General features: G+C 62.7%; 22 protein-coding genes and 1 tRNA gene. 9 read left to right on the top strand and 14 right to left on the bottom strand.

The window, feature by feature from the left end; translation table 11 throughout:
* Positions 1-260 precede the first annotated feature (260 nt).
* The 4 genes from AAGS40_RS12245 (at position 261) to AAGS40_RS12230 (ending at position 5,309) form a co-directional block, all read left to right on the top strand.
* The gene (locus tag AAGS40_RS12245; protein ID WP_345814394.1) at positions 261-1,898 is read left to right on the top strand and encodes a gamma-glutamyltransferase family protein; all 1,638 of its coding nucleotides are present in this window, start codon (positions 261-263) and stop codon (positions 1,896-1,898) included.
* Positions 1,899-2,041: 143 nt separating this feature from the next.
* Positions 2,042-3,412, top strand: coding sequence for an MFS transporter (locus tag AAGS40_RS12240; RefSeq protein WP_345811663.1), 1,371 nt, complete (start codon positions 2,042-2,044; stop codon positions 3,410-3,412).
* A gap of 339 nt (positions 3,413-3,751) precedes the next feature.
* On the top strand, positions 3,752-4,579 hold the full coding sequence (locus AAGS40_RS12235; protein ID WP_345811661.1) for a ferritin-like domain-containing protein: 828 nt from the start codon (positions 3,752-3,754) through the stop codon (positions 4,577-4,579).
* Between the two features lie 193 nt (positions 4,580-4,772).
* Positions 4,773-5,309 carry a hypothetical protein gene (locus tag AAGS40_RS12230; RefSeq protein ID WP_345811660.1) on the top strand — a complete coding sequence of 179 codons (537 nt, stop codon included), beginning with the start codon at positions 4,773-4,775 and terminating at the stop codon, positions 5,307-5,309.
* Positions 5,310-5,581: 272 nt separating this feature from the next.
* On the opposite strand, the gene AAGS40_RS12225 is transcribed toward AAGS40_RS12230, so the two are convergent.
* From AAGS40_RS12225 to AAGS40_RS12210, 4 genes are all read right to left on the bottom strand, one after another.
* Positions 5,582-7,189: a DEAD/DEAH box helicase gene (locus tag AAGS40_RS12225; protein WP_345811659.1), complete on the bottom strand. Its 1,608-nt coding sequence runs from the start codon at positions 7,187-7,189 to the stop codon at positions 5,582-5,584.
* A gap of 201 nt (positions 7,190-7,390) precedes the next feature.
* Positions 7,391-8,011 (bottom strand): hemolysin III family protein, encoded by a 621-nt coding sequence (locus tag AAGS40_RS12220; protein ID WP_345811658.1) that lies wholly within the window; start codon positions 8,009-8,011, stop codon positions 7,391-7,393.
* 115 nt (positions 8,012-8,126) lie between these two features.
* On the bottom strand, positions 8,127-9,425 hold the full coding sequence (locus AAGS40_RS12215) for a cytochrome c (protein ID WP_345811657.1): 1,299 nt from the start codon (positions 9,423-9,425) through the stop codon (positions 8,127-8,129).
* 21 nt (positions 9,426-9,446) lie between these two features.
* Complete coding sequence (locus AAGS40_RS12210; protein WP_345811656.1) at positions 9,447-10,178, bottom strand: c-type cytochrome; 732 nt, start codon at positions 10,176-10,178, stop codon at positions 9,447-9,449.
* Positions 10,179-10,562: 384 nt separating this feature from the next.
* Between AAGS40_RS12210 and copC the strand changes: the two genes are divergently transcribed.
* Entirely contained in the window at positions 10,563-10,949 is a 387-nt protein-coding gene (gene copC, locus AAGS40_RS12205) for a copper homeostasis periplasmic binding protein CopC (RefSeq protein WP_345811655.1), read from the top strand.
* A complete protein-coding gene (locus tag AAGS40_RS12200) occupies positions 10,946-11,875 on the top strand; it encodes a CopD family protein (protein WP_345811654.1) in 930 nt (309 codons plus the stop codon). Before copC ends, AAGS40_RS12200 begins: the two co-directional genes overlap by 4 nt.
* A 111-nt stretch (positions 11,876-11,986) precedes the next feature.
* Here the strand turns inward: AAGS40_RS12200 and AAGS40_RS12195 are convergent, their stop codons facing one another.
* The 4 genes from AAGS40_RS12195 to dgoD all read right to left on the bottom strand — a co-directional run bounded on the left by AAGS40_RS12195 (position 11,987) and on the right by dgoD (position 15,477).
* Positions 11,987-12,244, bottom strand: coding sequence for a YodC family protein (locus tag AAGS40_RS12195; protein WP_345811653.1), 258 nt, complete (start codon positions 12,242-12,244; stop codon positions 11,987-11,989).
* Between the two features lie 16 nt (positions 12,245-12,260).
* Complete coding sequence (locus AAGS40_RS12190) at positions 12,261-12,563, bottom strand: hypothetical protein (RefSeq protein WP_345811652.1); 303 nt, start codon at positions 12,561-12,563, stop codon at positions 12,261-12,263.
* Between the two features lie 283 nt (positions 12,564-12,846).
* Positions 12,847-14,118 (bottom strand): MFS transporter, encoded by a 1,272-nt coding sequence (locus AAGS40_RS12185; RefSeq protein WP_345814393.1) that lies wholly within the window; start codon positions 14,116-14,118, stop codon positions 12,847-12,849.
* 210 nt (positions 14,119-14,328) lie between these two features.
* The gene (gene dgoD, locus AAGS40_RS12180; protein ID WP_345811650.1) at positions 14,329-15,477 is read right to left on the bottom strand and encodes a galactonate dehydratase; all 1,149 of its coding nucleotides are present in this window, start codon (positions 15,475-15,477) and stop codon (positions 14,329-14,331) included.
* A gap of 150 nt (positions 15,478-15,627) precedes the next feature.
* On the opposite strand from dgoD, the gene AAGS40_RS12175 reads away from it, so the two are divergent.
* Complete coding sequence (locus AAGS40_RS12175) at positions 15,628-16,377, top strand: FCD domain-containing protein (protein ID WP_345811649.1); 750 nt, start codon at positions 15,628-15,630, stop codon at positions 16,375-16,377.
* Between the two features lie 33 nt (positions 16,378-16,410).
* Here AAGS40_RS12175 and AAGS40_RS12170 read toward each other — a convergent pair whose 3' ends face one another.
* A complete protein-coding gene (locus AAGS40_RS12170; RefSeq protein ID WP_345811648.1) occupies positions 16,411-17,949 on the bottom strand; it encodes a DHA2 family efflux MFS transporter permease subunit in 1,539 nt (512 codons plus the stop codon).
* A gap of 134 nt (positions 17,950-18,083) precedes the next feature.
* On the opposite strand from AAGS40_RS12170, the gene AAGS40_RS12165 reads away from it, so the two are divergent.
* Positions 18,084-18,527 carry a MarR family transcriptional regulator gene (locus AAGS40_RS12165; RefSeq protein WP_345811646.1) on the top strand — a complete coding sequence of 148 codons (444 nt, stop codon included), beginning with the start codon at positions 18,084-18,086 and terminating at the stop codon, positions 18,525-18,527.
* 131 nt (positions 18,528-18,658) lie between these two features.
* Here the strand turns inward: AAGS40_RS12165 and AAGS40_RS12160 are convergent, their stop codons facing one another.
* A complete protein-coding gene (locus tag AAGS40_RS12160) occupies positions 18,659-19,006 on the bottom strand; it encodes a hypothetical protein (protein ID WP_345811644.1) in 348 nt (115 codons plus the stop codon).
* On the opposite strand from AAGS40_RS12160, the gene AAGS40_RS12155 reads away from it, so the two are divergent.
* The gene (locus AAGS40_RS12155; RefSeq protein WP_345814472.1) at positions 18,954-19,307 is read left to right on the top strand and encodes a hypothetical protein; all 354 of its coding nucleotides are present in this window, start codon (positions 18,954-18,956) and stop codon (positions 19,305-19,307) included. The genes AAGS40_RS12160 and AAGS40_RS12155 overlap by 53 nt on opposite strands.
* Before the next feature lie 553 nt (positions 19,308-19,860).
* On the opposite strand, the gene AAGS40_RS12150 is transcribed toward AAGS40_RS12155, so the two are convergent.
* From AAGS40_RS12150 to AAGS40_RS12135, 4 genes are all read right to left on the bottom strand, one after another.
* Positions 19,861-19,937 (bottom strand) — tRNA-Met (locus tag AAGS40_RS12150).
* 86 nt (positions 19,938-20,023) lie between these two features.
* Positions 20,024-21,682, bottom strand: coding sequence for an MFS transporter (locus AAGS40_RS12145; RefSeq protein WP_345811642.1), 1,659 nt, complete (start codon positions 21,680-21,682; stop codon positions 20,024-20,026).
* A 228-nt stretch (positions 21,683-21,910) separates the two neighbouring features.
* On the bottom strand, positions 21,911-23,446 hold the full coding sequence (locus tag AAGS40_RS12140) for a sensor histidine kinase N-terminal domain-containing protein (RefSeq protein ID WP_345811640.1): 1,536 nt from the start codon (positions 23,444-23,446) through the stop codon (positions 21,911-21,913).
* Between the two features lie 9 nt (positions 23,447-23,455).
* Positions 23,456-24,235 carry a response regulator transcription factor gene (locus tag AAGS40_RS12135; RefSeq protein ID WP_345811639.1) on the bottom strand — a complete coding sequence of 260 codons (780 nt, stop codon included), beginning with the start codon at positions 24,233-24,235 and terminating at the stop codon, positions 23,456-23,458.
* Positions 24,236-24,360 lie beyond the last annotated feature (125 nt).

Genomic DNA, 24,360 nt, shown 5'->3' with positions numbered 1-24,360 from the left:
GAGCCGGGCCTGCGATGCGTGAGCGAGGGTTTGCGTATTGTAAGACCATCGCATGCATGGGCCGGCCGGGTCGTGCGACGTGCATAGACTGCGGCGGACATCGCGCACTGCATTCAGTATGCCGCTGCATTTATTCATTTGATAAATGAATTTGTTTTTTGTGCCGGATCGCGATGCAATCATTCGTTCCGCTTTCCACCCACTTCCCGTGGCATGCGGCGTGTCTTCAGCGCCGCGGCTCCCTTTCGAGAGTGTTCGACATGACTGGCTTTAACTGGCAAAACCCCTATCCGACGCCGCGCCTGCCCGTGTTCGCGCGCAACATTGTTTCCACTTCGCATCCGCTCGCCGCCCAAGCGGGTTTGCGCATGCTGTGGAAAGGCGGCAATGCGGTCGATGCAGCCATCGCGGCGGCAGCCGCCATTACGGTGGTCGAGCCGGTGTCGTGCGGCCTGGGTGGCGACGCGTTCGCGCTCGTGTGGGATGGCAGGAAGCTGCATGGACTGAACGCATCGGGCGTGTCGCCGGCTGCGTGGAACGTCGATTATTTCAAGCGCAAATATGGCGAGGAGAACGGACTCGCGAAGCAGCCCAGGCGCGGTTGGGACACGGTCACGGTGCCGGGCGTGATCGCGGGTTGGGAAGCGTTGCATCAGAAATTCGGCACGCTGCCGTTTGCCGACCTGATGGAGCCGGCCATCGAAATTGCCGAGCGCGGCCACGCAGTGGCGAGCATTGTCGCGTACAAGTGGGCGGCCGCGGTGCCTGAACTCAAGGACCTGCCGGGCTTCGCCGACACCTTCATGCCGCGCGGACGCGCGCCGGAGGTCAGCGAGCTGGTGCGCTTTCCCGGCCACGCGAAGACGCTGCGCAAGCTCGCCGAGCAAGGCCCGCGCGCCTACTACGAAGGCGAGATTGCCGAGCGGATCGCGGCGTTTTCGCGTGAAGGCGGCAGCGCGTTGACGCTCGACGATCTGCGCAACTATCGCGCGGACTGGGTCGAGCCGATCGGCAAGGATTATCGCGGCTACACGGTGCACGAAATCCCGCCGAACGGCCAGGGCATCGCCGCGCTGATCGCGCTGGGCATCCTCGACAAATTCGACGTGAAGGAACTCACGGTCGACAACGTCGAATCGCAGCATCTGCAGATCGAGGCGATGAAGCTCGCATTCGCCGACGTCTACCGCTACGTGGCCGATCCGCGTTCCATGGAAGTGACGCCCGAACAGATGCTCGACGACGCCTATCTGACCTCGCGCGCGAAGCTGATCGATCACAAGCGCGCCACGCAGTTCGACTTCGGCATGCCGAAGGCGGGCGGCACGATCTATATGTCCGTCGCGGACGAGCGCGGCATGATGGTGAGCTTCATCCAGTCGAACTATATGGGTTTCGGCTCGGGCATCGTCGTGCCGGATGCGGGCATTTCCATGCAGAACCGTGGCTGCGGATTCTCGATGGACCCGAAGTCGCCGAACGTGGTGGAAGGCGGCAAGCGGCCGTTTCACACGATCATTCCGTCGTTCCTCACGCAGCAGGTGAACGGCCAGCAGGAAGCGGTGATGAGCTTTGGCGTGATGGGCGGCGACATGCAACCGCAAGGTCATCTGCAATCCATCGTGCGGATGCTCGACTACGGACAGCAGCCGCAGGCCGCTTGCGACGCACCGCGCTGGAAGGTCAACCGCGATTTCACGATCGACATCGAATCGACGCTCGACCCGAAGACGGCCGAGGCGTTGCAGAAGCTTGGCCACACCATCAAGTCGGTCGACGACCCCTACATGGACTTCGGCTCGGGCCAGTACATCTGGAAGCTCGACCGTAACGAGCCGGAGCGCGGTTATGTGGCCGCGAGCGACAGCCGCCGGGACGGGCTGGCCGCAGGGTTCTGATCCGGCCGCAGCGTGAAGCGTCGCTTCCGGTAAGCGCGGCGCTTTGCCCTTTCGCCACGAGACCGGCACCACAACGATCCGCCGGCCACTTGCATGGATCGTAGCCGGCGTCCACGCGAGCGCCGGGATCGACAGGAGACAGTATGACTACCCCCGCGTCGCATTCTGCGACCGCTCCCGCATACGCCGATGCGCCGCCGCTTTCCAAAGCGCTGGTGCGCCGGATCGTGTTTTCGTCGTCCGTCGGCAATGCGCTCGAGTGGTTCGATTTCCTCGTGTACGGCTACTTTGCGACCATCATCGCGAAAGAGTTTTTCCCGATGCAGGACGAGTGGCTCTCGACGCTCCTCGCCATTGCCACTTTCGGCATCTCGTTCCTGATGCGTCCGCTCGGGGCGGTCGTGCTGGGCATCTACGGGGACCGTCAAGGCCGCAAGGCGGCGCTCACGCTCGCTATCGCCCTGATGATGGTCGGTACACTCACGATGGCCGTGATGCCGCCGTATGCGTCGATTGGCCTCGCGGCCCCGGTGCTGATCCTGCTCGCGCGGCTCGTGCAAGGCTTCGCGGTGGGCGGTGAGTTCGGCAGCGCGACGGCCTTCATGGTCGAACACAGCCCGTCACGTCGAGGTTATTACGCAAGCTGGCAGTTCGCGAGTCAGGGTCTCGCCGCAATCACGGCTGCCGCATTCGGCTCGCTTCTGACCGCCTGGATGCCGCCAGCGCAGTTGAATACCTGGGGTTGGCGGCTGCCGTTCGTGTTTGGACTGCTGATCGGCCCGGTCGGCTACTACATCCGTTCGCATCTCGATGAAACGCCGGAGTTCCTCGCGTTGAAGCGGGCGCGCGACGCCGCGGTGAAGCTGACTGGCGCGGCACGCGGGACGGACGAAGGAGCGTCGTTCGCCAGCCAGTGGGTCAATCTGCTGCTCGCGGTGGGCATCGTCGCGCAGTCGACCGTGGGCGTGTACGTGCTGCAACTGTATATGCCGATGTACGCGGTCAAGCAATTGCACATGCCGGCGGCAGCTTCGTTCGGGGTCGTGGTGCTCAACGGCGGCTTGCAATTCATCTTCTCGCCGGTGATGGGCGCGTTGTCGGATCGCATCGGGCGGATTCGCATCATGCTAACCACGTCGATCCTGATGGGCCTGCTCATCTATCCGATGTTCGCGTTGCTGCAATCTCATCCGACGCTCGGCTGGCTGTTGTTGTTGCAAGGCACTGCCGGAATTTTCAAGGCGGCTTATTCCGGTCCCATGCCCGCGCTGATGTCCGAAATTTTCCCAACGCAAATGCGCTCCACGGGTCTTTCGATTGGTTACAGCATTGGCGTGACGATCTTTGGCGGCTTTGCGCCGACCATCGTCGAAACGTTTATTCACCTGACCGGCGACAAGCTCGCGCCGAGTTACTACGTGCTCGTCGCGGCAGTGCTCTCGGGCATCTCCCTTGTCATCGTGGGATGGCGCATGCGCGGCGCGCGACGCTCGCAAGGCGTCCAGGCCGCCTGATTCGCAGCGGGCGGCCGCCAGCGCGCTTCCGCCATGGCAGAGCAGCCTCATTTTCAGGCGCTCGATCAACGTCAAGCCAGCTCTTCGAGCTGGCTTTTTAACGTCCGCAACTTCGTTTTGTCTGTCTGAATATTTCGACCACTTGCCGCCAGGAACTGCGGCGCTTCGGCATGGTCTGTGCTAAGTCGCCTGCAGAGTTGTGAAACACCGACTAAGATGCAGGATACAAGGGGTTAACTCTAATTCAAGCGCTGTATCAGACATGGCGGACCACTCAGCTGAGAGCGAGTGGTTTCGAGCTTGCTCCGCGAGTCGATACAGTTTTCGGAGCAAGACACGATGCACACAGAGCTAAACCATGTCATGCCCTGGCGGATCGAGGACATCGACCTCACCCGCATCGACCGGCAAAAGGCCGTCGCGAACGAAGATCTGCTGCTGTTGTTATGCGCGTCTTCGTTCATTGAAAGCGGCAGTGACATTTACACGAGCAACCTCAGCCAGTTTTTCAACGACGATCCTGAAGTCTCCGCGTGGCTCAACCGCGAATGGGAGCCGGAAGAGATGCAGCACGGCCGCGCGCTCAAAACATATATCGCGTACGTGTGGCCGGAATTCGACTGGGACACGGCGTTCAGTAACTTCATGGCCGAATATTCGCTGACCTGTTCTTTCGAGGATTTCGAGAAGACCCGCGCGCTGGAAATGGTGGCGCGCTGTGTCGTTGAAACGGGCACGGCAACGCTGTATCGCGCGATCGGCGAGTGCTCGGACGACCCCGTGTTGAAGGAAATCACCGACAACATTCGCACGGACGAAGTTCGCCACTACAAGCACTTCCTCAAGTTTTTCAAGAAATACAACAAGATCGAAGGCAACGGCCGGCTTGCCGTACTCGGTGCGCTGATGCGGCGCGTGATGGAGATCAAGAACGAAGACTCGGAGATTGCATTGCGTCATGTCTTCGCGGTTCGTTATCCGGAGCGCGTTCACGATTCGGCGTATAACCGCGAACGCGCTGCGCGCATCAATGCGTTGGTGCGGCGCAACCTGTCCGCTGACATGTGCGTAAAGATGCTGCTCAAGCCGCTCGACTTGCCGGCAAGCATCCAGCCGGGCGTGCATTATCCGCTCGCGAAAATCACGCAACACGTGTTCTTCCGTTGATCGAAGCGTGCCGGCTAGCTTTGCGTCGGGCTTTGCCGGCCTTTTGCCGGACGATTTCGTTTGACGGTTCCACTCGAGGTTTTCGCTCGACGTTTCATCTAGCGCTTTGCCGCTGACCGATGGCCCGCTTATGCGGGCCATCTTGTTTTTCGAGGCATGATGGAGCCTTGCCTTCACTAACCGGATCGAAAGAATGAGCGACCCTTCTGGAACAGATTCGGCGCCCGCACGTGCGCTCGAACAGCACGTTTTCGATGAATGGCCCGACGCTGTGCGCGCGCAGTTCGACGGGTCGTCGCTGGCGAGCAAGACGGGGTTCACCGCGTCGCTGCTGACCGTGGACACGCATGGCCATCTGCGCACGTCGCTGCTTGGGGTGGGTGAATTGTATGCGCCCGACTCGCGCACGCTGTGCATCGCGTTATGGCCGCGGGCGCGGGCCACCCAGGCCATCGCGCGAAGCGGACGCGCCGCACTCACGTTCGTCTGCGACGAGACGTTTTACCAAGTCCAACTGATCGTTTCACCGCTAGCAGACGTGCCTGGCGATGAAAGCGGGCTGGTGTATCTGATCGGCTCGATTGACTCAGCGGAGGCGCAAAGCGTCCCCTATGCGCGTCTGACGAGCGGCATAACGTTCGAACTCGAGGGGGAGCGCGAGGCGGTGCTCGATCGCTGGGAACATCAGATCGAGCATTTGAAGCAGGCCGCCGCGATGGCGAGCCGTTAGCCTTGAAATTGCTGGCAATGGCTGCGTGTTTTATCGCTCAGGCCAGTATGAGAGCGCCTGGTCGGTCACACGCCAAGCGTGTGTTTTGCTTCCCATGCTTGACGGCGCAGTTCGACGCGCTGGCTTACGCGTCCGAGGTTGCAGACACTGCGCTGCAAGCCAGCAGCTTTGTGATTACATAACGGCGCGCTGCAAGCCAGCAGCCCCGTGATTACACAAGGTCGCGCAGCCGGCCGGCAACCCCGCTGGCTGCACCAGACACCAGAACGCGCTTAACGCCCGCGCTGCCCGCTGCGCGTGGACTGGCCGCCGCGAGGTGCGTCATTGCGTGCCTTTGCGCCGCCACCGAGCAAGGCGCCTGGATTGCCACCCTGCGGGCGGTTGGCCTGTGGCTTGCGCGGCGCGTGCTGCGTCGCGGCGGCTTCATGCGCGACCGCGCGCGGCCGGTCGTCACGACGCTGACCTTCGCGACGCGCCTCGCCACCATGACCATTGGTCGCCTTGGCGCCTTGCGGCCGTGTCTGATTGCGCGCCTGGCCGTCATTGCCCGCGGCCGGCTTCGCACCCTGCGCGCGCGGTTGCTGGCCGTTCGCCGGCCGTTGCCCCGAACGCTGCGCCGGCTTGGCCGCCGCTGCACCCTCGCGCTTCGGCGTGCCCTGGCTCTGACGCGGCGACCGTCCGCCGCCGCCACCGCCACCCTGACCGCGACGCAGAATCGGCTCCGGCTTCGCGGTCGGATCGGGTTCGAAGCCCGCGATCACTTCCTGCGGGACGGGACGCTTGATCAGCTTCTCAATGTCCTTGAGCAGTTGCAACTCGTCCACGCAAACGAGCGACACCGCTTCGCCCGTAGCACCCGCGCGGCCCGTACGGCCGATACGGTGCACGTAGTCTTCCGGCACGTTCGGCAGATCGTAATTGACCACGTGCGGCAGTTGATCGATATCGATGCCGCGCGCGGCGATGTCGGTGGCGACCAGCACCTGCAGCGTGCCATCCTTGAACTCGGCGAGCGCGCGCGTGCGTGCCGACTGGCTCTTGTTGCCGTGAATCGCCAGCGCGCTGATGCCATCTTTCGTCAGCTGTTCGGCGAGGCGGTTCGCGCCATGCTTGGTGCGCGTGAACACCAGCACCTGAAACCAGTTGTGCTGCTTGATCAGGTGCGTGAGCAGTTCGCGCTTCTTGTCGCGGTCCACCGGGTGAATCTTCTGCGCGACCGTTTCAGCCGTCGTATTGCGGCGCGCCACTTCAATCAGTGCCGGTGAGTCGAGCAGGCTGTCGGCGAGCGTCTTGATTTCATCCGAGAAAGTGGCCGAGAACAGCAGGTTCTGGCGCTTCGGCGGCAGCTTGGCAAGTACGCGCTTGATGTCGTGGATGAAGCCCATGTCGAGCATGCGGTCGGCTTCATCGAGGACAAGGATCTCGAGATGCGACAGGTCGATGGTCTTCTGCTGCATATGGTCGAGCAAACGGCCCGGCGTCGCGACGACGATGTCCACGCCGCTGCGCAGCGCGCCGATCTGCGGGTTGATGCCCACGCCGCCGAACATCACGGTGGACCTGAGCTTCAGATACTTGCCGTAGGCGCGCACGCTTTCTTCGACCTGCGCGGCCAGTTCGCGCGTCGGCGTGAGGATCAGCGCGCGCACGGTGCGCTTGCCCGACCCCGCGCCGGCCGGCGACGTGGCGTTCAAACGTTGCAGGATGGGCAGCGTGAAGCCAGCCGTCTTGCCGGTACCGGTTTGTGCGCCGGCCAGCAGATCGCCGCCGTTCAGCACGGCGGGAATCGCCTGGGTCTGGATGGGTGTCGGCGTGGTGTAGCCGAGTTCGTGAACAGCGCGGACCAACGGTTCGGACAAGCCGAGAGAATCAAAAGACATAAATTGTTCTTTGCAATGCAGTTTTGCGAACGGCCCAGACGGGCCATAGAGCAGCATGAACACGCCGCATGGCGCGCTCGGGGGCAAAGCCCGGTTCCGTCCGCAGAGAAATCGGCGGCACGCTCTGATGCGTGCCGAATGCTCAACGCGCTATGCAGACACGTTGACTGGCCTTAAGTTGCATTTCGCCGCCGTGGCGTGTCAGGCGACGTAGCGCGCGACACTGACGAATTGACACAGACTGCCCGCCAGTACGAACAGGTGCCAGATACCATGTCCGTGCCGGATGCGCTCGTCGTTGATGAAGAAGTAGATGCCGGCACTGTAGATGACCCCACCGGCCACGAGCCAGGCGGTTCCCGCTGCTGGTAACGCATGAACCAGCGGGCGGACGGCAACGAGCGCGAGCCATCCCATCAACACGTACAGCACCATGGACACGCTGCGGGTGCGTCGCCCGAGCGTGAGTTCCTGGACAATGCCAAGCGTGGCGAGTCCCCAGCTTACGCCGAAAAGCGACCAGCCCCACGGCCCCCGCAATGTAACAAGTGTGAACGGGGTGTAACTGCCGGCGATCAGCAGGTAGATCGCCGAGTGATCGCATTTCTGCAAAACTGCCTTGATACGCGGGTGGCGCACGCTGTGGTAAAGCGTGGAGATAGCATACAGCACGAACAGCATCGCTCCGTACACGCTGAAGCTCACCACCTTATACGCGTCACCGTCGAGCGCGCCCATTGTCACGAGCGCGGCAAGACCCGCCACCGACAGTACGGCGCCGACGAGGTGGGTAATGCTGTTCAAACGCTCACCGACATGCACGGCTCATTCTCCTGCACGGTTTCATGGACAAAGTCCTACATGATACCGGTCCTGCAAAAACGAAGGGCGCGGCCGCAAGTCACGCAGGCCGCGCCCCAGAGACTGCCTGTGCTGCCTAGTCGAGCGGCGCCGAACGCAAATCCGCCACCTGTTGCGGCGACACTGCCGTACCGTGGTTGCCCCATGACATACGGATGTACGTAACAACCGCCGCCACTTCCTGATTCGACAACGCTTGCGCGAACGGCGGCATGCCATACGGATGCGGGTTCGCGTTCGTGCTCGGCGGATAACCGCCGTTCAGCACCATACGGATCGGATTGACCGCCGACGGCATCTGGATGGATTGGTTATTCGCGAGCGGCGGGAAGCTCGGCGGCATGCCGAGACCATTCTCAGCGTGGCACTTCGCGCAGTTGTCAGCGTAGATCTTCTGGCCTTGCTTCAACAGTTCACCGCCGAACTTTTCCGACGTTTCGAGCTGCATCGACTCCGGTGCTTCGCTCTTTTGCGGAATGGTCTTCAGGTACGTGGCCATTGCGTTGATGTCCGAATCCGACATGTACTGGAGACTGTTGTGGACCACTTCAGCCATCGGACCAAACACCGCGCCGCGATTCGACACGCCGGTCTTCAGCAGGTCGGCGATGTCCTTCGTTTCCCAGTCGCCGAGACCCGCTTCCTTGTTCGACGTCAACGACGGTGCATACCAGTTCTGCAGCGGGATCAGGCCGCCGGCGAATGCCGCCGAGCTGACCGGGCCGCCCATTGCGTTGATCGACGTATGGCACATGCCGCAATGGCCGAGGCCTTCGATCAGGTACGCGCCGCGATTCCATTCGACCGACTTGGTCGGGTCCGGCTTGTACTCGCCTTCACGGAAGAACAGCGTACGCCAGCCGATCAGCATGTTGCGCTGGTTGAACGGGAATTTCAGCTCGTGCGGACGGCTCGGCACGTTGACCGGCGTGACCGAACGCAGATACGCATAGATCGCGTCCGAGTCGGCGCGCGTGACCTTCGTGTAGCTCGTGAACGGGAAACCGGGATAGAGCAGGCTGCCGTCTTTCGAACGGCCGGTGTGCATGGCGCGGTAGAAGTCGTCCTGCGTCCATTTGCCGATGCCGTACTGGTCGTCAGGCGTGATGTTCGGCGTGAACATGGTGCCGAACGGTGTAGCCATGGGCAGACCGCCGGCGAACTGCTTGCCGCCGCGCACCGTGTGGCAGGCGATACAGTCGCCGGCGCGGGCGAGGTACTCGCCTTTCTTGACCAGTTCGGCCTGGTCGGCCGGCGTGGCCGCCATGGCCGATCCGTTGTGCAGATGGTCGCCGCCCGACCACAGGACGGGGACGAGCGCAGCAGCCGCAACCACGATGACTGCCGAGAGGGCGAACAAGGACTTGCGTTTCATTTGAGTGTCTCTCCCGGTGCCTTATTGCGGTTCGCTGCCGCAGGCAAGCGGAGTCTTCATCGAGCGGGCTGGAGCCGGCACGGGGTTTTGCGGAGCCTGTTGCGTGGAAAGCCAGGACGCGACGGCATTCACGTCGTCGTCAGTCAGGCGGGTAGCGATAGTGTGCATGCAGTCAGGCGCGATCGCATGGCGCGAGCCTGAACGCCATGCGCCGAGCTGCGCGCTGATGTAGTCCGAATGCAAGCCGACGAGACCCGGAATAGCTGGTTCCATGCCGGTCAGGCCTTTGCCGTGACACGCCGCGCAAGCCGGAATCTGTTTCGACGTGTCGCCGTTCAACACGATCTGCTGGCCGCGCGCGAGCGTGGCTTGCGACACGGTGGGCTTGGCAGGAGGCGGATACGGAGGACGCTGCTGGGAAAAATACGTAGCGATCTGATGAAGGTAATCGTCCGAGAGGTACGTGACGAGGTAGTTCATCGGCGGATACTTGCGGCGCCCTTCACGGAAATTCTGTAGCTGGTTATACAGATAATCCGCCGGCTTGCCCGCAAGGCGCGGGAAGTAGTCGTTGTCCGTACCTTGACCATGAGTACCGTGACACGCTGTACAGCCCTGCACGCGCGCTTCCATCGTGTCAGGAGCCTTCGGTTGAGTCTGCGCTTTCGCAGCGCTATAGACGCCCGCGGAGCCGATCAGCAGAAGGGCGAGCAACGGGCGGAAAATGCGTCTTGAAGACACGCGTAACTCCATCAGAATCGGGGACCTGACCGAACTTCGACCGGTTCGGTGTGAAGGACAAACGGTCGCTGCGCGGCGACGCAGCATTCTATCATCGAAGGGTGATGGTGACTATTTGCCACATTAGAGATGCTTTCTGTTGTCACGGCCATGCGACAGTTTGACGCCTGAAGCTGCATCAAGTCGCGTGCCTGCTATCGCGAAATTGCCTTTGGTATCAATGCCCCTAGGCCCACGACTCACTTCCGTACGGACAAACAGGGTTGAACCCACGCGCGTGACGGCCATCGAAGCGTACACTTCCGGGCTCGCCGTGAGTCCCCCTTGGGCTTGCCGGTTTTCACGCAGTCCGCCTTGACGTTCCTGATTTTCTCTGTTTAACGCTATCGGTCTTACATGACGCTATTCAATTTTTCACGTCCGACGCTGCGCGCGTTGCGCCGCTGGCCGTTCGGCTTCTCAACGCTGGTCGTTACTTCCACTGCATTCGCGCACGCCCATTTCGTATCGAGCGAGCCTGCCATGAACGCGGCAGTCGCCGCGCCGACCGAAGTCACGATCCACTTCACCGAGCCTCTGGAGCCCGCATTCAGCAAGATCACGCTGGCCGACGCGGCGGGCAAGGCTGCGACTTCCGCCGCATCACAAGTCGATAACGGCGACGCCCGCGTCATGCACCTGGCGCTTCCACACTTGAGCACTGGCCGATACACCGCGCATTGGGTAGCCGTAGCGACGGACGGTCACCGGACCCAGGGCGATCTGGCGTTCGCAGTCAAATGAGCTTCGACGGCTTGTGGTTCGGACAGGTCGCGATGGCCGCGCTGATGAACGTGGCGTTTGCGTTTGCCGTTGGCTCGGCGCTGCTTGGCGCGTGGCTCGCGAGGGACGCGCAGGCAAAGGTCTCGCCGGCGCGGCCGGCGTGGGCGCGCGCGCAACGGGCCATGTTGACGGCTACCGTGGTGCTGGTGCTCGCGGACCTTGGCTGGCTGCTCTATCAGGCGGCCTCGATGAGCGGCGTGACGCTGCCGGCTGCCATCGGCGTCGTGCCGACCGTGCTGACGCAAACGCATGTCGGGCGCGGCTGGGCGATTGCATTCGCGGGCGCGCTGCTGCTGTTGGGTACTGCGATGACGAGTCAGACCGGAACGCTGCGCAACGCGCTGCTGTGGGTCGCGGTGATCGTGGTCTCGGTGGGCAAGGCGTCGCTGGGTCACGCGGCCGACGCTGGCCCGGCTTCGGCGGCGATCGTCATGCAGACGCTGCACGTGCTCGTCACCGCCGTGTGGGGTGGACTGGCGATGGCGGCAGGCTTGTCGGTGCTGCCCGCGTTGGGCACGTCGACGGCGCGCGGCATGCTGATCCGCACGGCGACGCAGGTGTCGAACGTGTCGGTGGTGGCGGTCGTACTTGTGCTGATCTCCGGTCTCTTCAACGCGGTCCGTGGCTCGGGCGGATCGTTCGAGGCAATCGAACTGAGCACGTGGGGCCATGTGCTTACGCTCAAGCTTACGCTGGTCGCACTCGCGCTCGTGCTCGGCGGGCTGAACCGCTTCTCCGCGCTGCCGCGCCTGCGCCGCACCGCCTCGACAATGGACGCGCACACGTTCGTCAACGTGCTGTATCTCGAAGCGCTCGCGATGATTGGCGTGTTTGTCGCCGCTGCCGCGCTGTCGCATAGCGTGCCGGCATTCGCGGCATTGGGTTAGGCGGGTTCGCACCGCGCCGCCGCCGCGCATAAAAAAACGCCGCACGGCAAGCCCGTGCGGCGCAATACACACGGTCGCCTGGCGTGGGGCCAGGTGATCCGTCACTACTCGTTAGCCGGCGAAAGCGTCGTGAGCCCGGACCAGCGTTTCTTCCGGAAACATCTCCTGCTGCAACTCGCCCGCGTCAGTGAACCATTGGCAGATCAGCCAGTTGCCCGGCGCGAACACCACTGGACCGGACCATGTCGCGGTCATCGTGCGTCCGCCGGATTTGAGTTTCAACACGTCGCCCGCCCGGTACACCGGGTCGGCGCACACTGCTGCTTGCGTGTTTTTCTTCGACAGTTCAGTGAAGTGCAGGGCAGGCATAGGCGGGGCGGCCTGATTATTCGAAGCCGAGGCGGTGGCCGAGGATCGGCGCGCAGAACAGCGCGATTGCACAGCCGGCTGCTTTGCCTTCGAGTTCCGCGCCCGCACCACGCGCGCCGTACATGTGGGTCAGCACGTCGAAGAGTTGAGGCATGCAATACAGCACGGCTGCGCCAATGAACAGCTTTTCGACGACCGGGATGCGCCAGCCACGTTCGTACGCGAGCGCCGCACCAATGATCCGCAGCACGCCGAACACGACCAGTGCGCCGACGGCCGCCTGTTCGCGGATCAGATAGTCTGGAAGGAATTCGCCCATGATGTTCCCCGATGCATGTGGTGTTTCACTGCATTTGAGCAAGGAGTGGGCCAATGCGTCTGTATGTTGTCTAACAGAAGCAGTGAAGCCTTGGTGGGTAAGGCGTTTCGGAGGACCAGCCGGCGCCCGGAAACAGGCCGGAAATAGCATGCTGATGCCGATCTGGTCCGGGATGTTACGTTACTGCGGCAGGACGTGTGTCACGTGCCCGTAACGCGCGACCTGTCGTTGTCGCGGCGCGGTAGGCGTCCATCGCCGGGAAGCGATGTGCGAGCCTCGACGTCTAGCGAATCCGTTCGATCTTGCCGACGAGAAAGAGATACGACAGCGCGCCCACCACGCCGACGGCGCTCATGAATACCAGCGCCGGCTTGAAGTCGTTATCCCTGACGATCAGTCCGATGACGACCGGCACGCAGATCGAGGACAGGTTGCCCATCAGATTGAACATGCCGCCGGTGAGGCCGAGCAACTCTTTCTTTGCCACCGACGACACGAGTACCCACGTGATCGACGAAAAGCCACTGCCGAAGAACGCCACCGCCATGAACAGGATCACCATTGCAGGTGTTTCGACATAGTTCGCACCCACGATCGCGGTGGACAACAGCAGGCCGGTGACGATCGGCACCTTGCGCGCAACGGTCACCGACACGCCGCGCTTGACCATCCAGTCCGATAACAGGCCCGAACTCAGAATGCCGACAAAGGCCGCGAGAAACGGCACGGCCGCCATGAACCCGGCCTTCAGGAAGTCCATGTGCCGGTATTTGACGAGGTAGGTCGGAAACCAGGTAAGGAAGAACCAGAGCGTGGACGTCACCGCGATCTGCCCGATGTACACGCCCCATAGCTTGCGATTACCGAGCACGGCGCGCCAGTCGGCAGCGGTGTAGGCGCGGCGCGTTTGGTCTGCCGATCCGCCCGCTTTATACGATTGACGCAATCTGCCCGGTTCGCCGAGTTCGACGAGTCCCCCGCCCGCGCGGATCGTTTCGAGTTCGGCTTCGTTCACGTTGGCCGCTTCGGACGGCTCGCGATAGACCGCGTACCAGACGAAACCCCACACGACGCCGATCGCGCCAGTCAAGAAGAATACGCCCTGCCAACCAAAGCGCTGCTGCGTGAGGACGAGCGCCGGTGTGAGGAACGCCAGTCCGACATACTGACCGGACGTATAAGTGGCAATTGCACGGGCGCGCTCGCTGTCGGGAAACCACGTCGTGACGACACGGTTGAGCGTGGGATAAGCCGGCGCTTCCAGTGCGCCGAGCAGCACGCGCAGCGACAGCAGCACGGCGAACGTGCCCGCGAGACCTTGCACGATCGTCGCCAGCGACCACAGTCCGATGACCAGCGCGAGCAGTAGCCGCGGGCGCGTGCGGTCCACCAGCATGCCGCCCGGAATCTGCAGCAACGCATACGACCAGCCGAACGCGGAAAACACCAGTCCCATGCGCGCCGGGTCGAGTTGCAGGTCTTGCGCGATCGCGGTGGCGGCAATCGACAGATTGCTGCGGTCGAGATAGGTGATGACGACGGTAATGAACAGCATGACCAGGAGCCGGTGGCGCTGGCCCGTAGCTCGGGTCTGGAGGTGGGTTGTCTCCACGAAGGTGTCCTCGTTTTTTTCTGTTTCTGGCCGGGGCCGCGGCCGCAGCCCAGGTGTTCGCATACGACGAGCGCGGACGATGCGTGCACCACACGCGCCGCAAAAGAAAAACGCCGCCCGTGGACTGCAGGCGGCGTTCCGTTCAGGCGATGCTTACCATTCCGCGACGCTGCCGTCGGCGTGACGCCAGACCGGATTGCGCCAGCGGTGCCCGACCTTCGCCATCTCGCGAACCTTCTCTTCGTTCACTTCGATGCCAAGGCCCGGGCCTTGCGGAATCGACACGAACCCGTCTTCGTACCTGAAGACTTCCGGGTTCCTGATGTAGTCGAGCAGATCGTTCCCCTGGTTGTAGTGGATGCCCAGGCTCTGCTCCTGGATGAACGCGTTGTAGCTCACCGCGTCGATCTGCAGGCAGGTGGCGAGCGCGATCGGCCCGAGCGGGCAGTGCAGCGCGAGCGCGACGTCGTAGGCTTCGGCCATCGACGCGATCTTGCGGCATTCGGTGATGCCGCCGGCGTGCGACGCATCCGGCTGGATGATGTCGACGTAGCCGCCGGACAGGATGTGCTTGAAGTCCCAGCGCGAATACAGACGCTCGCCCAAGGCGATCGGCGTGTTGGTCTGATTGACGATATCGCGCAGGGCTTCCGCATTCTCGGACAGCACCGGCTCTTCGATGAAGAGCAGCTTGTACGGATCGAGTTCCTTGGCCAGCACCTTCGCCATCGGCTTGTGCACGCGGCCGTGGAAGTCCACGCCGATGCCGATGTTCGGGCCCACCGCCTCGCGCACGGCGGCCACGTTATTGATCACGCCTTGCACCTTGTCGAAGGTGTCGATGATCTGCAGTTCTTCCGAGCCGTTCATTTTCACGGCCTTGAAACCGCGTTCGACCACGGCGCGCGCGTTGTTCGCGACGTCGCTCGGACGGTCGCCGCCAATCCACGAGTACACCTTGATCCGGTCGCGCACCTGGCCGCCGAGCAGCGCGTGCACCGGCACGCCGTGATGCTTGCCCTTGATGTCCCACAGGGCCTGGTCGACGCCGGCAATGGCGCTCATGGTGATCGGGCCGCCACGGTAGAAGCCCGCGCGGTACATGACTTGCCAATGGTCTTCGATCAGCAGCGGGTCCTTGCCGACCAGATAGTCGGACAGCTCCTCGACGGCGGCGGCGACGGTATGTGCGCGGCCTTCCACGACCGGTTCGCCCCAGCCGACAATCCCTTCGTCGGTTTCGATCTTGAGGAAGCACCAGCGCGGTGGAACGATAAAGGTTTCGAGCTTGGTGATTTTCATGGTGTGCGTCTCCTTGCGTGTTGGGCGCCAGCGAAATATGCGAGGGTTCCCATGCTACAACAAAAGCCCGTTTAAGTACTATTAATAGTACTATTCGCCAGATAGTGATCGGAGCGCGTGGGGGCAGCAGCATGCCAACCGTCGGGTCAGATGCCGGATAATCGCGGTCGTTTCAGGACGTCACGTCCGGTCAATGGCGGCGCAAGCCGCTGGGAGAAAGCTATTCAGCACGATTTGCACGGGCGCGTCGCCCATTTGCTGGCGACCGCGATTCTGCGGGGCGACTACGCGCCCGATTCGATCCTGCCGCGCGAGGCCGAGCTGATGGAAACATTCGGCGTCAGCCGCACGGTGTTGCGCGAAGCGCTGCGCACGCTGACCTCGAAAGGGCTGATCGAATCGCGCCCGCGGGTGGGCACGCGCGTGCGTCCGAGACACGCGTGGAATCTGCTGGATGTCGATGTGCTCGACTGGTACTCGCGCGTTGCCGAGCCCATGGCGTTCGCGCTGAAGTTGCAGGAAATGCGCGAGATGATCGAGCCGTACGCTGCAAGCCTGGCGGCAGCTTCCCACGATGACGCGACTTTCCCGGCATTGGAAGCGGCGCACGCCGCGATGGTAGCGGCGCGCAATGTCGATGAATGGGTGCGCGCCGATCTGCAATTTCATTTGAGCGTGCTGATCGCGTGCAGCAATGAATTGCTGATCCCGCTCGGCACGCTGATCGAGCGCACGCTCGAGGCGCAGCTTCGTTTGAATGCGAAGCGCGCGGACGTGTTCAACGCGTCGCTTGCCGAACACACCGCGGTGTTCGAGGCGATCCGCGATCGTGACGCCGCCGCGGCGCGCGCGGCCATGGCGGGACTGCTCGGCGTGACGCGCGCGCGCATCGAGGCGTAGCGCCCGAATGTTCGGTGCGCGAGGCGCCGCTGCTCAATCCATCGCCGCGTGGGCTGCGGATGCGTCGTTGGCCCGGTGCGAAGGCCGAATCAGCAGCAGGAGCGGAATCACGAATAACGTTGCCATGAACATCAGCTTGAAGTCGTTCAGATACGCGATCATCGAAGCCTGCTGCGTGATCGATGCATTCAGCGCCGCCATATCGTAGTTGGAGCCGCTGTTGAGCATCGGCTGGATCGCGGGATTGAACGGCGTGATGTTCGCGGCAAGGTCCGCATGCGAGACCTGCGTGTTACGCGTCATGAGCGTCTGCACGATCGAGATGCCAATACTGCTGCCGATGTTGCGCATCAGGCTGTAGGTTGCCGTGCCGTCGGCGCGCAGTTCGGGCGTGAGCGTGGAGAACGTGAGCGCGCTCAGCGGCACGAACACGAGCCCGAGTCCAAAGCCCTGGATCACGCCGGGCCATACGATATCCGACGCCGACAGCACGATCGTGTATTGCATCATCTGCCAGAGCGCGAACGCCGAAATCAGAAAGCCGGACAGCAGCAACAGACGCGCGTCGACATGCTTGAGCAGGCGCCCCGCGAACAGCATGGCGATCATGGTGCCCGCGCCGCTTGGCGCCGTGACGAGTCCCGTGGTGGCCACCGGATAGTTCATCAGGTTCTGCAGCACGGGCGGCAGCAGCGCGCGCGTTGCGTACATGACCGCGCCGATCACGAAGATGAAGAAGGTGCCCGTGGCGAAGTTCGGGTCTCTGAGCAACTGGTATTTGAAGAACGACTTCTTGCCGACCGTCGCCGTGTGCACGAGAAAGAATGCGAAGCTGATTGCGGCGATCAGCGCCTCGGTGACGATCTCGCGCGAGCCGAACCAGTCGAGTTGCTCGCCGCGGTCGAGCATGGCCTGCAGGCCGCCGATCGCGAGGCCGAGCGTCGCGAAGCCGAACGCGTCGAACGTGGCGTCGTGTTTCGGCTCGCGCGAAGGCAGAAACGTGGCGACGCCAAACAGCGCGAACGCGCCGATCGGCACGTTGATGAAGAACACCCAGCGCCAGTTGTAACTGTCGGTGAGCCAGCCGCCGAGCGTCGGCCCGAGAATGGGGCCGACCATCACGCCCATGCCCCACACGGCCATCGCCTGACCCTGCTTTTCGCGCGGATTGATGTCGAGCAGGATGGATTGGGAGAGCGGCACCAGCGAAGCGCCGAAGATCCCTTGCAACAGCCGCGACGCGACGATCTCCGTGAGCGTCTCGGACAGCCCGCACAGCGCCGACGACACCGTAAAGCCGCCGATCGCGACGATCAGCAGGCGTTTCACGCTCAGCCGGTCTGACAGCCAGCCCGTGAGCGGCGTTGCGATCGCCGCGGCGACGATGTAGGACGTCAGCACCCACGTGATCTCGTCCTGCGACGCCGACAGCGTGCCCTGCATGTGCGGCAGCGCGACGTTGGCGATCGTGCTGTCGAGCGTCTGGATCAGCGTGGCGAGCATGATCGACACGGTGATCATCGGCCGGTTGAGTGGAGCGGCGGCACTCGACGGCGTGGAAACGGAAGACATGGTAAGTGGCCGGACCATATAGTAAGCATGCTTAGTATATGGTCCGGACGGGTTTGGACAATTGGGAATTATGCGGAGACTGAATAGGGCCCGAGGTGCCGTGGCCGGGCGTTGCGCTTTCGTATAATTTGCCCATGAAAACCCAACTCGACGAACGCTTCGGCTTTCTGATTTCCGATGTCGGCCGGCTCACCGGCAAGCGGTTCGATGACCTGGCGAAGTCGTCGGTCGATCTGACGCGCGCGCAGTGCCGCGTGCTTGCCTATCTCGCACATTACGGCGACACCAATCAGGCACGCCTCGCCGACCCGCTCGAGGTCGCGCCCATTTCAGCGGGACGTTTGCTCGACCGGATGGAAGAGGGCGGATGGATCGAGCGCACGGCCAATCCGCAGGACCGTCGCGAACGTCAGGTGCGCATGACGCCGAAGGCCGAGCGCACGCTGGGTAAAGCGCGCAAGGTAGGCGACGAGGTGGCGCTGGAAGCGCTGAATGGTTTCAGCGATGCCGAGGCAGCGCAGTTGATCGCGTTGCTGCAGCGCGTGCGGGGAAATCTGAGCCGGCTGGTGGATCGGTGAAGCTTGATCCACGCATTGCGGATGAGACGCGGCGCACGGTCTGCGGGCCCGATGTCGCTCAGAACGAGGAGCCAGTCGGGTGACAGGCGTCTTCTTTGAACCGTGGGCAGTGAGGCAGTCGCGCTGTATGGTTACTTCGCGTCGGAAGCCGCAGGCGTGCCCTGCGGAGGCACCAGTTCGAAACAGGCCGGCGGGGCGACTTGCGTCTTCGCGCGGGCATCCGTTTGCGGGTCGATGCATTTGAATGCGCTCTGGTCGCGCTGCACGAAAATCGTATCGGCTGGACCTGCACTGCCGACATTGCCATTCACCACGGCGACGATCTTGTAGCCGTCCTGAAGCAGCGTGGAAAGCGTGGTCGGCGTGCTGCGCCATTGACCGTCTGGCGCTGACTGGGCGCGAGCGCAGAGCGTCGTGCCGATGCTCATGAGTGTTACGGATACGGTGGCCGCAGCAAGCGCGGCGGTGCGGAACGTCATCAGGAAAACCTCCTTCCATGAAGTGGCGAAGCGGAAAGCCAAAAACGAAAAGCCGCTGAACCTTGCGGGTCAACGGCTTTTTCTGCAACCGGCAGCGCATCAGGGACTTCGCGGCAGTGCGCCAGTAAGCTTCGTGTCGCCTGATTTTGCGGCTATTTTTGGCTATCCAGACTATGAGGATAGCAGCTTGAGCGAATGGTCGCGCCTGGTTTTACAAACGGTTTCTATCGAGCATGCGGTGTTCGGACGGGGTCAGGTGGACGGCGAGGATCCGGCTCGGATAGCTCGACAAAGGCGATAAAAACGGGAAAGGAGACTGCTCAACCGCCACGGAATTGCGCGTCGATACTATCTCCGTCGCGGCCGGGGGTGGCTGCTGGTTTCGGCATCGGCACTGGGGGCGTCGATGGTGGATTCCGCGCAGAGTCACGGCTGCTCGAAAGGCCGCTACCTCGTGATGCTGGAGAAGGCCTGCCCACGTGCACCGCCGGTACCGTTGCGTGGTGGCGGCGGCCGTGTACGCCAGTCAGCATGCAGGTCGCGGCTTCGGCAGACGAAACCCACATCGCTGCGCTCACAACCAGAAGGCCAAGAACCGTATTGCCCGTGCGCATGACTTGCTCCGCGTTTCCGTCCAGGCGATGGCGGGCGCGGCTGTCCGACGTGATCGTTCTGCTCGCCCGTCGCCGATGTGACGATTATCAGAAGGACGGGCGGGTGCGTTTCATTTTGAACTGCAGCGTCGGGGGGCGGTCAGGCACGATGCAGACCGGTGGCGGAGCAGGCTTGTTGAGGACGTCGGCAGAAACAAAAAAGCCGCTGCTTCGTGAGAAGCAGCAGCTTTTTCTTGATGCTGGTGGCGAATCAGGGACTCGAACCCCGGACCTGCGGATTATGATTCCGTCGCTCTAACCAACTGAGCTAATTCGCCGAAAGAAGCGAGATTATGAAGATGGGACCGGAGGCTGTCAACCCCCGGCGCACAAGTTTTTCAGGGCGCCGGGTTCGTTGCGCGTTCTAGTCCTGCGCATAGATATCCGAGTCCTTCGTTTCCTTGACGAACAGCATCCCGATCACAAAGGTGGCGACCGCGATCACGATCGGATACCACAGCCCCGAATAGATGTTGCCCTTCGCCGCGACGATCGCAAATGCAGTGGCCGGCAAAAAGCCGCCGAACCAGCCATTGCCGATGTGATACGGCAGCGACATCGACGTATAACGGATTCTCGTCGGGAACATTTCCACCAGCATCGCGGCAATCGGACCGTAAACCATCGTTACGTAGATCATCATGATCGTCAGGATCGCGACGCTCATTGGCCAGTTGATCTGCGACGGATCGGCCTTGGACGGATAACCCGCGGACTTGAGCGTCGTCGCCAGCGTCTTGTCGAACACCTTGCCCTGGTCTTTCGCGTCGGCGGACTTGCCGTCATACGTGCTGATCACGGTATCGCCAACCTTGATCTGCGCCAACGTGCCTGCCGGCGCGGCCACGTTCTCGTAGTTCAGGCCGGCCTTCGACAGTGCGGCTTTCGCGATGTCGCACGAACTCGTGAATTTGGACGTGCCCACCGGGTTGAACTGGAACGAGCACTCGTCCGGATTGGCGATCACGACGATCGGCGCCCTGGCGCTTGCCGCATCCAGCGCAGGGTTGGCATAGTGCGTCAGCGCCTTGAACAGCGGGAAGTACGTGCATGCGGCGATCAGGAGACCTGCCATGATGATCGGCTTGCGGCCAATACGGTCCGACAGCGAGCCGAAGAACAGGAAGAAGGGCGTGCCGATCAGCAGCGCGATCGCAATCATGATGTTGGCGCTGCTGCCGTCCACCTTCAGCGTTTGCGTCAGGAAAAACAGCGTGTAGAACTGGCCGGTGTACCAGACCACGGCCTGACCGGCGGTGAGGCCGATCAGCGCGAGAATCACGATCTTCAGGTTCTTCCATTCGGCAAACGCTTCGGTCAGCGGCTTTTTAGAGGTCTTGCCTTCGGCCTTGATGCGCTCGAACACCGGCGACTCGTGCAGTTGCAGACGAATCCACACCGACACGGCCAGCAGGATGATCGATGCGATGAACGGAATGCGCCAGCCCCACACGCCAAATGTGTCCTCGCCGAGCGCCGTGCGCACGCCGAGAATCACGAGCAGCGACAGGAACAGGCCCAGCGTGGCGGTCGCCTGAATCCAGGACGTGTAGAAGCCGCGCCGTCCCGGCGGCGCATGTTCGGCCACATAGGTCGCAGCGCCGCCATACTCGCCGCCGAGCGCGAGACCTTGCAGCATGCGCATCGCGATGAAGATGACCGGCGAAGCCATTCCGATCGACGCATAACCCGGCAGGAAGCCGACGAGGAACGTCGACAGGCCCATGATCAGAATCGTGACGAGGAACGTGTACTTGCGGCCGACCAGATCGCCGAGGCGTCCGAATACGATTGCGCCGAACGGTCGCACCGCAAAGCCGGCGGCAAAGCTCAGAAGGGTGAAGATGAAAGCCGCCGTGGGGTTCACGCCGGAGAAAAAGCTTTTGCTGATGAAGGCCGCAAGCGAGCCGGCCAGGAAGAAGTCATACCACTCGAAAATCGTACCGAGCGACGATGCGAAGATCACCCGCTTCTCAGCGCTCGTCATCGGCACATGCGAGATTTGCCCGCCAACGGTTGCCATATGTCGTCTCCAATATTTTGATCTGCACGCGGTTCGCCGGAAGGGCGTCTCCGTGCAACCGATTATTGGAGTGGAAACTTACGGCGTACTGACGTTTCAAGGCGGAGCGCGAATACCTCGACGGCCGGGCCAACGCTTCTAATATTCTTGATATCGATTTTATCTATTCGGAAAACCCATCTATCGTCGTTCAAGTTGCCGATTTGGGAATTAAGTTTGACGGACTCGTTAGGGTAAGTCCGGTGCCACCGGACGCACGCTCAGACTGACACGCACGAGCGTACCTGCGAGCCGGGGCATGCTTTGGTAGACGTTGTCGTCGATGGTCAGCTCGCCACCATGCATCGTCGCGATCTCGCGGACGATGGCGAGGCCGAGTCCGCTCCCGTCACCTTCGCGTCCGAGAATGCGGTAGAAGCGCTCGATGACCCGCGAGCGTTCGGCGACGGGAATGCCGGGACCGGTGTCTTCCACTTCGAGATGGACGCGCCGCTTCGCGGGGTCCTGCCGCACGCGTACCGTGATGCGGCCGCCCGGCGGCGTATAGCGGATCGCGTTGTCGATCAGGTTCGACAGCATTTCGCGCAGCATGACCGGGTTGCCGTCCACGTCGACGTGCTCGTCCGGCGCTTCATAGCCGAGATCCATCTGCTTGGCGAGCGCAGCCTGAACCCAGTCGCGCACGGCGCTGCGCGCCACGTCGGTCACGTCGACGGGACTGAAAATCTGGCCCGACATGCGGTTTTCAGCGCGCGCCAGCGCGAGCAGTTGCGTGACGAGCCGCGCCGCCTGTTCCGAACTCGTGGCGATCTGTTCGAGTGAGCGGTGAACCTCCGCCGACGCCTCCTGCCGAAGCGCGAGCTCAGCCTGGGTGCGCAGCCCGGCCAGCGGGGTTTTCATCTGATGCGCGGCGTCGGCGATGAAACGTTTCTGCAATTCCATATTCTGTTCGAGGCGCGTCAGCAGATCGTTGAATGACGTGACGAGCGGCTCGATTTCCGGCGGCGCGCGACGCGCCTCGAGCGGCGAGAGATCGTCCGGGCGGCGCGCGCGGATATGCGCCTGCAGCGCGTGCAGCGGCGCCAGTCCGCGTGACAGGCCGAACCAGACCAGCAGGATGGCGAGCGGCAGAATCACGAACTGCGGCAGGATCACGCCTTTGATGATGTCGTTGGCGAGCTGGCTGCGCTTGTCGAGCGTTTCCGCTACCTGGACCAGCACGGGCTGCGCGCCGGCCGTCTGCGGAAACTCGACAGTCGTATAGGCGACGCGGATGTCGTTGCCGCGCAGCACATCGTCGCGAAATTCGACGAGGCCGGGCTGCGGGCGGTCCTCTTCATGGGGCAGCGGCATGTCCCGCTCGCCGCCCACCAGTTCGCCGCGCGTGCCGAGCACCTGATAGAAAACGCTGTCCACGTTGTCCGCGCGCAGAAAGTCTCGCGTGGAGTCGGGCAGCGACAGTTCCGCCACCCCGTTCACCGGATGAATCTGACGTGCCAGCACATAGGCGTCGGTTTCGAGCGCGCGGTCGAACGGCCCGTTCGCGATCGACTTGGCGACCAGATAAGTGACCGCGAGACTCATCGGCCATAACAGCAGCAGCGGGGCCAGCATCCAGTCGAGAATCTCGCCGAACAGCGAGCGCGGGCGCGCTTCGGCGGCCTCGGTTTCGTCCGGCGGCGCGAATGGATTGGCGTAGCGCTCGTCGCGCGCCTCGTCCAGGTCCGCCGCGCGCGCCGTGGCGCGATCTGCGCGTGCGGACATGAGTGCGCTCTACTTGTAGTGATGACTCGCCGGCGGCGCGCCCGGCGAAGGCGCGGCAGGCGGTTCGGGCTCGGCGGCCTGCGCCTGCGCGGCAAGGGCGGCGGCGCTCACAGCCGCCGGCGAAGCGGCCTTCTCGAGGCAATAGCCGAGGCCGCGCACAGTGATGATGCGCACGCCGCTCGGCTCGATTTTCCTGCGCAGCCGGTGCACATATACCTCGATTGCGTTATTGCTCACTTCCTCGCCCCATTCGCACAGATGGTCGACGAGTTGCTCCTTCGAAACCAGCCGGCCGATTCGTTGCAACAGTACTTCGAGCAAGCCGAGTTCGCGCGCCGACAGGTCGATCACCTGCTCGTTGACATAGGCGATCCGGCCAACCTGGTCGAACGAAAGCGAGCCGTGCCGCACGACTGTCGGGCCGCCACCCGCGCCGCGCCGGGTCAACGCGCGCACGCGCGCTTCCAGCTCGTTCAGCGCAAAGGGTTTGGCCATGTAATCGTCGGCGCCCAGATCAAGACCTTTGACGCGTTCGTCGACGCTGTCCGCCGCGGTCAGAATCAGCACCGGCAGGTTCGAATTGCGGGCGCGCAGGCGGCGCAGCACGTCGAGGCCGGACATGCGCGGCAGGCCCAGATCGAGGATCAACAGGTCGAACGTCTGCATGGAAAGGGCGGTGTCGGCTTCGACGCCGTTCTTCACATGATCGACGGCATAGGCCGATTGGCGGAGTGATCGAACCAGACCGTCCGCGAGTATGCTGTCGTCTTCGGCAATCAGAATTCGCATGATGCGTCAGCCTGCCTTGCCGGCACTTTGGGTGTCCCCGCGGCGCACAGCGGTCTCCGAAAATAATTTGGGTAGTTCCGGGCAGCACGACAGTAAAAATGCGTGTTCGCATGAGAATCGCGCTT

Origin of the sequence: Paraburkholderia sp. PREW-6R (genome assembly GCF_039621805.1) — a bacterium.
GTDB lineage: Bacteria > Pseudomonadota > Gammaproteobacteria > Burkholderiales > Burkholderiaceae > Paraburkholderia.
This window is presented reverse-complemented; position numbering and strand designations above follow the sequence as displayed.

Bases quoted from the DNA above. Each gene is read 5' to 3' on its own strand.
- AAGS40_RS12245 (WP_345814394.1), top strand. From the start codon at position 261: ATGACTGGCTTTAACTGGCAAAACCCCTATCCGACGCCGCGCCTGCCC.
- AAGS40_RS12240 (WP_345811663.1), top strand. From the start codon at position 2,042: ATGACTACCCCCGCGTCGCATTCTGCGACCGCTCCCGCATACGCCGAT.
- AAGS40_RS12235 (WP_345811661.1), top strand. From the start codon at position 3,752: ATGCACACAGAGCTAAACCATGTCATGCCCTGGCGGATCGAGGACATC.
- AAGS40_RS12230 (WP_345811660.1), top strand. From the start codon at position 4,773: ATGAGCGACCCTTCTGGAACAGATTCGGCGCCCGCACGTGCGCTCGAA.
- AAGS40_RS12225 (WP_345811659.1), bottom strand. From the start codon at position 7,189: ATGTCTTTTGATTCTCTCGGCTTGTCCGAACCGTTGGTCCGCGCTGTT.
- AAGS40_RS12215 (WP_345811657.1), bottom strand. From the start codon at position 9,425: ATGAAACGCAAGTCCTTGTTCGCCCTCTCGGCAGTCATCGTGGTTGCG.
- AAGS40_RS12210 (WP_345811656.1), bottom strand. From the start codon at position 10,178: ATGGAGTTACGCGTGTCTTCAAGACGCATTTTCCGCCCGTTGCTCGCC.
- copC (WP_345811655.1), top strand. From the start codon at position 10,563: ATGACGCTATTCAATTTTTCACGTCCGACGCTGCGCGCGTTGCGCCGC.
- AAGS40_RS12200 (WP_345811654.1), top strand. From the start codon at position 10,946: ATGAGCTTCGACGGCTTGTGGTTCGGACAGGTCGCGATGGCCGCGCTG.
- AAGS40_RS12195 (WP_345811653.1), bottom strand. From the start codon at position 12,244: ATGCCTGCCCTGCACTTCACTGAACTGTCGAAGAAAAACACGCAAGCA.
- AAGS40_RS12190 (WP_345811652.1), bottom strand. From the start codon at position 12,563: ATGGGCGAATTCCTTCCAGACTATCTGATCCGCGAACAGGCGGCCGTC.
- AAGS40_RS12185 (WP_345814393.1), bottom strand. From the start codon at position 14,118: ATGCTGTTCATTACCGTCGTCATCACCTATCTCGACCGCAGCAATCTG.
- dgoD (WP_345811650.1), bottom strand. From the start codon at position 15,477: ATGAAAATCACCAAGCTCGAAACCTTTATCGTTCCACCGCGCTGGTGC.
- AAGS40_RS12175 (WP_345811649.1), top strand. From the start codon at position 15,628: ATGCCGGATAATCGCGGTCGTTTCAGGACGTCACGTCCGGTCAATGGC.
- AAGS40_RS12170 (WP_345811648.1), bottom strand. From the start codon at position 17,949: ATGTCTTCCGTTTCCACGCCGTCGAGTGCCGCCGCTCCACTCAACCGG.
- AAGS40_RS12165 (WP_345811646.1), top strand. From the start codon at position 18,084: ATGAAAACCCAACTCGACGAACGCTTCGGCTTTCTGATTTCCGATGTC.
- AAGS40_RS12155 (WP_345814472.1), top strand. From the start codon at position 18,954: ATGAGTGTTACGGATACGGTGGCCGCAGCAAGCGCGGCGGTGCGGAAC.
- AAGS40_RS12160 (WP_345811644.1), bottom strand. From the start codon at position 19,006: ATGACGTTCCGCACCGCCGCGCTTGCTGCGGCCACCGTATCCGTAACA.
- AAGS40_RS12145 (WP_345811642.1), bottom strand. From the start codon at position 21,682: ATGGCAACCGTTGGCGGGCAAATCTCGCATGTGCCGATGACGAGCGCT.
- AAGS40_RS12140 (WP_345811640.1), bottom strand. From the start codon at position 23,446: ATGTCCGCACGCGCAGATCGCGCCACGGCGCGCGCGGCGGACCTGGAC.
- AAGS40_RS12135 (WP_345811639.1), bottom strand. From the start codon at position 24,235: ATGCGAATTCTGATTGCCGAAGACGACAGCATACTCGCGGACGGTCTG.